Source organism: Cyanobium sp. LEGE 06143, from assembly GCF_015207535.1.
Lineage (GTDB): Bacteria > Cyanobacteriota > Cyanobacteriia > PCC-6307 > Cyanobiaceae > NIES-981.
The window spans coordinates 1-6,447 of the sequence record NZ_JADEWP010000150.1; the positions used below are offsets into that span (position 1 = coordinate 1).

Sequence of the window (6,447 nt, forward strand, 5' to 3'; positions counted from 1 at the left end):
CCACTGCCCCCTTCCCCAGCGGTCCGATCAGCCAGGTGGCCGGCACCGCCGTGGTGCTGCGCGGCGATGACATCGACACCGACCGGATCATCCCGGCCCGCTTTCTCAAGTGCGTCACCTTCGAGGGTCTCGGTGAGCAGGTGTTCGCTGACGACCGGGCCGAACTGCAGGGGGCCCATCCCCTGGACCGGCCCGAGCACCGCGGCGCCAGGCTGCTGCTGGTGAACCGCAACTTCGGCTGTGGCTCCAGCCGCGAGCACGCCCCCCAGGCCCTGATGCGCTGGGGCATCCGCGCCCTGGTGGGCGAGAGCTTCGCCGAGATCTTCCATGGCAACTGCCTTGCCCTGGGCCTTCCCTGCCTCACCGCACCCCATGGGCAGATGCTGACCATTCAGGAAGCCGCCACCACGGCCCCCGCCACCCTCTTCAGCCTGGATGTGGCGGAGGCCACGCTGCGGGCTCCAGGCCATAGCTGGTCCCTGGAGCTGGACGCCGGCCCCCGCCAGATGCTCAGCACCGGCCAGTGGGATGCCACCGGCCAGCTGCTCTCCCACCACGAGGCGCTCAGCCGCACCCTGGCAGCCCTGCCCTATGCCAACGGGTTCAGCCGCCGCGGTGCTGGGGGCGAGGCACGAACGGGGTCCCGCTGCCGGTGAAGTCGAAGTCGTTGAGGCGGATGCGAATGCCGCCGATGCCGTCATAGGGGCTGTAGAAGATGCCCACCTCGTAGGCCCGCTGCTGCAGCTTCAGCTCCACGTAGGAGTAGCTCACATCGCCGTTGAAGCGGGAGCGGCTGTCGATGTTGATCGTGGCGCCGGCCTCCAGCACCAGGGGCCCGTAGATCTGCTGGGCGGCGTTGAAGCTCACCGTGCGCAGGTCCACGGCCCGATCGAAGCCGAAGGGACTGCCGCCATCGAGCAGGGTGCCCGCCAGGGAGGCGGAGAAGCGGGTGTAGTCGAGCACCGGCCGCTCGAAGCGCCCGATGGTGAACGACGGGCCCGCCGCCAGGGTGAGGGTGTTCTGCTGGGCCCCGTCCTGGTAGAAGGCCGTGCTGCCGTTGATGCCGAAATCCAGGCCGAGGCCTGGAATCACCGGGATCGGCGCATAGCGCAACTGGGCCATGGTGTCGGGGTTGGCGCCATCGCGGTTTTCCCACAACCGCAGGGAGCCGTTCACGCCCCCCCGCAACACGCTGCGCCACTGGGTGTCGAGGTTGTCAGTGTCGAACAGGGCCGCCTGGTAATTGCCGCTCAGGGCCCGCCAGTTGAGGCGCAGCGGGGTGAAATAGGGGGTGCCCTGAGGGGGCTCGTCATCGGCTCGGCTGCCGGTCAGCTGAGCCTCGCCCTGGAGCTCGGCCCCATAGGAATACACCAGGGTCTGCAGTCCAAGGCTGCCGTTGTAGATGCGCTCCCGGTAACTGCCGAACAGCGCCCCCTGGGAGCTGCTGTGGCCCGGCAGGTCCAGAGGGGTGCTCAGCTCGGCGTTGCTGCGGGTGCCGGCGCGGAAGTTATCGGGATTGAAGGTGGACAGGCTGGCATCCCCGAGCAGGCGGAAGCCCCCCACGGGCACATCCAGCAGGGCGGCCAGGCCGAAGAGGTCACCGAAGCGGGCTTGCTGTGGCACGTCAGGCCCCGCCAGGGAGGTGCCGGGGCGCACATAGCTCTCGGTGCGATCTTCGATGGCGCGCTGGATCATCAGCTGGGGCTGCAGCCGCAGCACCCCTTCCCGGCCCAGCCGCAGCGGCGGCAGGTTGTAGCCCAGGTAGACGCCGTCCCGGTCCCGGCGGTCGGAATCCAGGCTGAAGGCGCTCTGCTGCTGGCCGATCTGGGCATCGCGCAGGCCTCGCACCGAGAAGCGATCCCCAAGCAGGATGCGGCTGTCGCGACTGCTGATGCTGGTCACCCCGTCGGGGCGGATCCGGGCCTCCACCCCCCGCGCATAGATCCAGGCCTTGGCGGGGGTGAAGGGGTCGTTGGTGAAGGCCACCGCATCAGCGAACCAGCCATCGCGCTGGATGCGGATGCTGGTGGCCTGGAAGCGCAGGCGCGTCAGCGGGCCTTCCTTCGGGGGCCGGGGCCGGTAGCTGCCGAATCCGCCGGGGGCGTCGTTCTGCTGCTCGATCAGGGGGGCCAGGTCGAGCTTGATCGTGGTGTCCTGGCTCTGGCGGTAGCGCACGCCGCTCACCCGCTGGTCGATCGGAGCCTCGGGCACTGCTGGCCCGCTGCGGCTGCCCGGCCGTTGGCCCTGCTCGCCCGCCGACTGCTCGCCCACCGCCTGGTCCCCGGCAGGCAGGTCGCCTGTGCCGACGCTCTCGCCGGGGGCGCGGGGCTCCAGCGCCACGTCGTTGAGGATCTGGCCCAGGGAGCTGTTGCGCGGGCTGGCATCACCCCCGGGGCAGCCCACCGGTGCGGGCATGGTGGGCTGCGGGCGTCGCCGCGGGGGCAGGAGCTCCAGCAGCGGGCGGGCCTGCGGATCGGCGGTCACCTCCGGGCAGGCGAAGCTGTCGTCGAGGGCCACGGCCGCTTCGCCGGGATCCGGTGCCGGCGAAGCGGCCCCTGGTTCGGTCGCCGGGGCCTCGGGCAGTCCCTGCAGCCCCACGCCCATTGGCCGCAAGGCCTCGAAGTCGCGGGCGAGGGTCTCCTGATCCACCACCCCGTAGACGTCGGTGATGGTGCCGGAGCCCTCCCAGTCGTTGTAGCGGAGGCTGCCGGCCTGCAGCATCTGGTCGCCGCGGATCAGCCGCAACTGGCCCGTGGCCAGCACGCTGCGCCGGTCGTCGCGCAGCTCGATGCGGTCGGCCAGCAGCCGCCAGCCGTCAAAGCGGGCCTCCACGTTGCCGCTCACCGTCAGGGTGCCGGAAGCGCGGTCGTAACTCTGCCGATCCGAGCGGACCAYCAGCAAGCGTGGCTCAGCGGCTTGCTGGCCGGCGTCGGCCGGGGCCTCCCCGCTGGCTGGGGGCAGAACGTCGGCGGCCTTCTCCGCTTCGCTCGGGTCACGCGGTGAGTCGATCAGGGTTGGGGCGGCGGTCCCCACGGCAGGGGCCAGAGCACTCAGCACCGCCAGGGCCGCCAGCCAGGTCCCGCGCCGCTGGCGCAGACGCCCTGGGTGGGGCCTCATGCTCATCAGGATGATGGCTGGCAGACGACGGGCATTAGGGCCGGGGGGACGGGGCATCGGCAGGACCCACAGTGCTGGCTCATGGGCGGAGCAGGGCCTGTCGGGGGACGGGCATTCAACTGATCGCCCGCCGACGGGCCGTCCGGTCGCCGAGCAGGCCCCATGCGCTGCTCAACCCTCTGGGGGTTGGAGGCCCGACGCAACCCGTGGCTCCCCAGACACAACCTTCAGAGACCTCGATCCGAGGCCTCCCTGTTCCGGCTCAGATCCGTAGCCCAGAGGGTTCGCCCAGCCCTGGCTCCATCCGGTGAGCGCAGCGCTGAGGCTGGAGGTCACTCTTCGAGGTCTTTGCGGCTTGGGGTGCGGCTGGGGTCGCTGGCCAGGAAGCCGAAGACGAAAACGCCGATGAAAAAGAAGACGACCGAATAAACCGAGATCTTGAGAGCGAGCATGGTTCGGTCTTGTGCGGAGCGGGCAGGTAACAGGGAGTGACGGCCAGCTCTGAGGACCTCATCGACCCTCTGCCAGCGGCATCATCCTATGGGACCTGGCCCGCCATCCAACGACGCCCAGGGCCCGGACCGCAGGCCTGCAGCCTCACAAGCCTCACTTTGAAACGAATCAGCCCCGTTCCCGCTCCGCTCGACCTGCAGGCCCGCTGGCACTGTCCCCAGCCAGGCGGTGGCGCCGGTCCGGCCCTGGAGCATCCCTGGGGAGCGCAGCACCGGCCGGATTGGCAGGCCCGAGGTCTGGTGATCTGGCCCCAGGGAGGTCACTGGACCTGGCTCACCCTGCAGCTGCCCTGCCCCGGGACGTGGCAGGCGGCCCAGGCGGAGACTGCCGGCCTGCGGGCCCGGCTGGCCCTGCGCTGGTGGGCCGATCAGGCCGAGCTCTGGGTCGATGGCGCCCGGGTGCACTGCGGCGACCTCTTTGATACCTCCTGCCGCTGGCCCCTGCCCCAGCGCTGGTGGCGGGGGGAGGCGCTGCGGCTGGAGCTGCGGCTGCGCAGCCCCCTGCACGACGACGGTGCCCTGATCCACAGCAGCATCGAACTCGAACCCCTGGATCTGGAGGATCCCCTCGGGGTGCTGCAGCCGGCCCGCCAGGCCCTGCTGGCCCTGCGTCAGCAGGCCGGCCAGCCCGAGGCGCTGCCCCCTGGCGCGGGGCTGCATGTGCTGGGCCACGCCCACCTCGATCTGGCCTGGCTGTGGCCGGTGGCCGACACCTGGCGGGCGGCCGAACGCACCTTCAGCTCCGCCCTGGACCTGATCGATCGCTTCCCCGACCTGCACTTCGCCCACTCCACCCCGGCGCTCTACGCCTGGCTGGAGCGCCAGCGCCCTGCCCTGCTGCGCCGCCTCCAGGCGGCCGTGCGCGCCGGCCGCTTTGAGCCGATCAACGGCCCCTGGGTGGAAAGCGACTGCGTGCTGATCAGCACCGCCTCGTTGCTGCGCCAGTTCCAGGAGGGCCAGCACGACAGCCGCCGCCGCTTCCCGGGCCTGAGCCATCAGCTGGCCTGGCTGCCCGACAGTTTCGGCTTCGGGGCGGGTCTGCCGGCCGTGGCCGCGGCCACCGATGTGCGCTGGTTCTGCACCCACAAACTGTTCTGGAACGCCACCAACCCCTTCCCGCACCGGCTGTTTCGCTGGCGCAGCCGCTGCGGCAGCGAGCTGCTGGCGCTGATGAGCGCGCCGATCGGCACCGATGGGGATCCCCTCGCCATGGAGCGGCACCGGCTGGAGTGGCAGGGGGCCACCGGGTTGCCCCAGGCCCTCTGGCTGCCGGGGGTCGGCGACCACGGCGGCGGTCCCACCGCCGAGATGCTGGAGCAGCTGGAGCTGTGGCGGCACCAGCCCGAGGCGGCGCCCCAGACCCACGGCAGCCTGCGGTCCTTCCTGGCGGGCCTCGAGCCCCTGCGCCCCCAGCTGCCTGTGTGGCGCGATGAGCTCTATCTCGAGCTGCACCGGGGCTGCGCCACCACCCGGCCCGACCAGAAACGCCACAACCGTACCCTGGAGCGGCTGCTGCGGGAAGCCGGGCTGGCCGCCGTGCTGGCGGGGGGGCGCCAGCAGCCCGACTGGCAGCCCCTGCTGTTTCAGCAGTTCCACGACATCCTGCCGGGCACGGCGATCCCGGAGGTGTTCGAGCAGGCTGAGCCCGTCTGGAGAGCCGCCCGCCGCCAGGCCAGGGCCAGCCGCGATCGCCACCTCCAGCAGTGGCTGGGCCTCACCCCTTCCGGGCCTCCGGACACTGGCCAGGGCGGCCCTGAGCGGTGGTGGGCCGTGCAGCTGCAGCCGCTGGCGGCGCGGCGCCGGGTGCGGCGCCTGCCGGCCGGCTGCTGGAGTGCTGCCGGCGCCCTGTTGCCCCAGCAAGGCGCTGCCGCCGGGGGGCACTGGGTGCAGCTCCCCGCCCTGGCCGGCGTGGTGGCCCAGCCCCTGGAGCGCCATGCGCCCGTGGCTGCCGCCCAGCCGCCGCAGCCGCAGTCGGCCTTGGTGGACCAGCCGGTCTGGACCGCCGGCCAGCGGGCCGGCAACGGCCTGATCGCCGTGGAGCTCGGCCAGCACGGCATCGAGCAGCTCTGGGACCAAGCCGGCCGCAGCCTGCTGGCCGAGCCCCTGCGCTGGTGCCGCTACGCCGATCGCGGTCAGTTCTGGGATGCCTGGGACCTGGCCCCCGACCACGCCGACCATCCCCTTCCGTGGCCATGGCTGGGAGCACCCGTGTGGCGCGAGCGGGGGCCGCTCTGCGCCAGCTTCGTGTGGCGGGGCCGTTTCGGCCGCAGCCGGGTGCGGCTGGAGGGGCGGCTTCTCGCCGCCACCCCCTGGCTCGAGCTGACATTGAGCATCGACTGGCACCAGCGCCATGAGCTGCTGCGGCTGGAGCTGCCCCTGGCGGAGCCGGCCCAGCGCTGGGCGGCCGATACGTCCGGTGGGGTGCTGGAGCGTCCGGCCGTGGCCGTAACCGCCCGCGAGCAGGCCCGCTGGGAAGTGGCCGCGATCAGCTGGCTGGCCACGGCGGGCCGCGGTGGTGGCCTGGCGGTGCTGCTGGACGGGCCCCAGGGGGTGTCCTGTGACGCCGGGCGGCTTGGGGTGTCCCTGCTGCGGGCTCCCACCTGGCCCGACCCCGGCGCCGACAACGGCCGCCGCCGCCAGCGGCTGGCCTTGATGGCCGCAGCTCCCACCTGGGCCCAGGCCGCCATCCCCGACCACGCCCAGGTGTTCCGCGAGCCCCTCTGGCTGGGGCGCGCTGCGTCAGCGGGGGATCGGCGGGCGGCCCCCCTGGATGGTTTGCCCCCCCTGGCCGAGGGGTTGGCGCTGCTGGGGCTGTGGC

4 protein-coding genes are annotated in these 6,447 nt (G+C 72.2%); 2 read left to right on the top strand and 2 right to left on the bottom strand.

What is annotated here, in order from left to right:
• Nucleotides 1-656: 3-isopropylmalate dehydratase small subunit 2 (locus tag IQ216_RS10470; protein WP_228007391.1), on the top strand; the 656-nt coding region annotated here is incomplete at its 5' end.
• Here the strand turns inward: IQ216_RS10470 and IQ216_RS10475 are convergent.
• Both IQ216_RS10475 and IQ216_RS10480 read right to left on the bottom strand, forming a co-directional pair.
• Entirely contained in the window at nt 604-3,117 is a 2,514-nt protein-coding gene (locus IQ216_RS10475; protein WP_193815426.1) for a DUF3769 domain-containing protein, read from the bottom strand. The genes IQ216_RS10470 and IQ216_RS10475 overlap by 53 nt on opposite strands.
• Before the next feature lie 332 nt (nt 3,118-3,449).
• On the bottom strand, nt 3,450-3,569 hold the full coding sequence (locus IQ216_RS10480) for a photosystem II reaction center protein I (RefSeq protein ID WP_186697384.1): 120 nt from the start codon (nt 3,567-3,569) through the stop codon (nt 3,450-3,452).
• A 159-nt stretch (nt 3,570-3,728) separates the two neighbouring features.
• Between IQ216_RS10480 and IQ216_RS10485 the strand changes: the two genes are divergently transcribed.
• The coding region (locus IQ216_RS10485; RefSeq protein WP_370566701.1) for an alpha-mannosidase at nt 3,729-6,447 on the top strand (2,719 nt) is incomplete at its 3' end.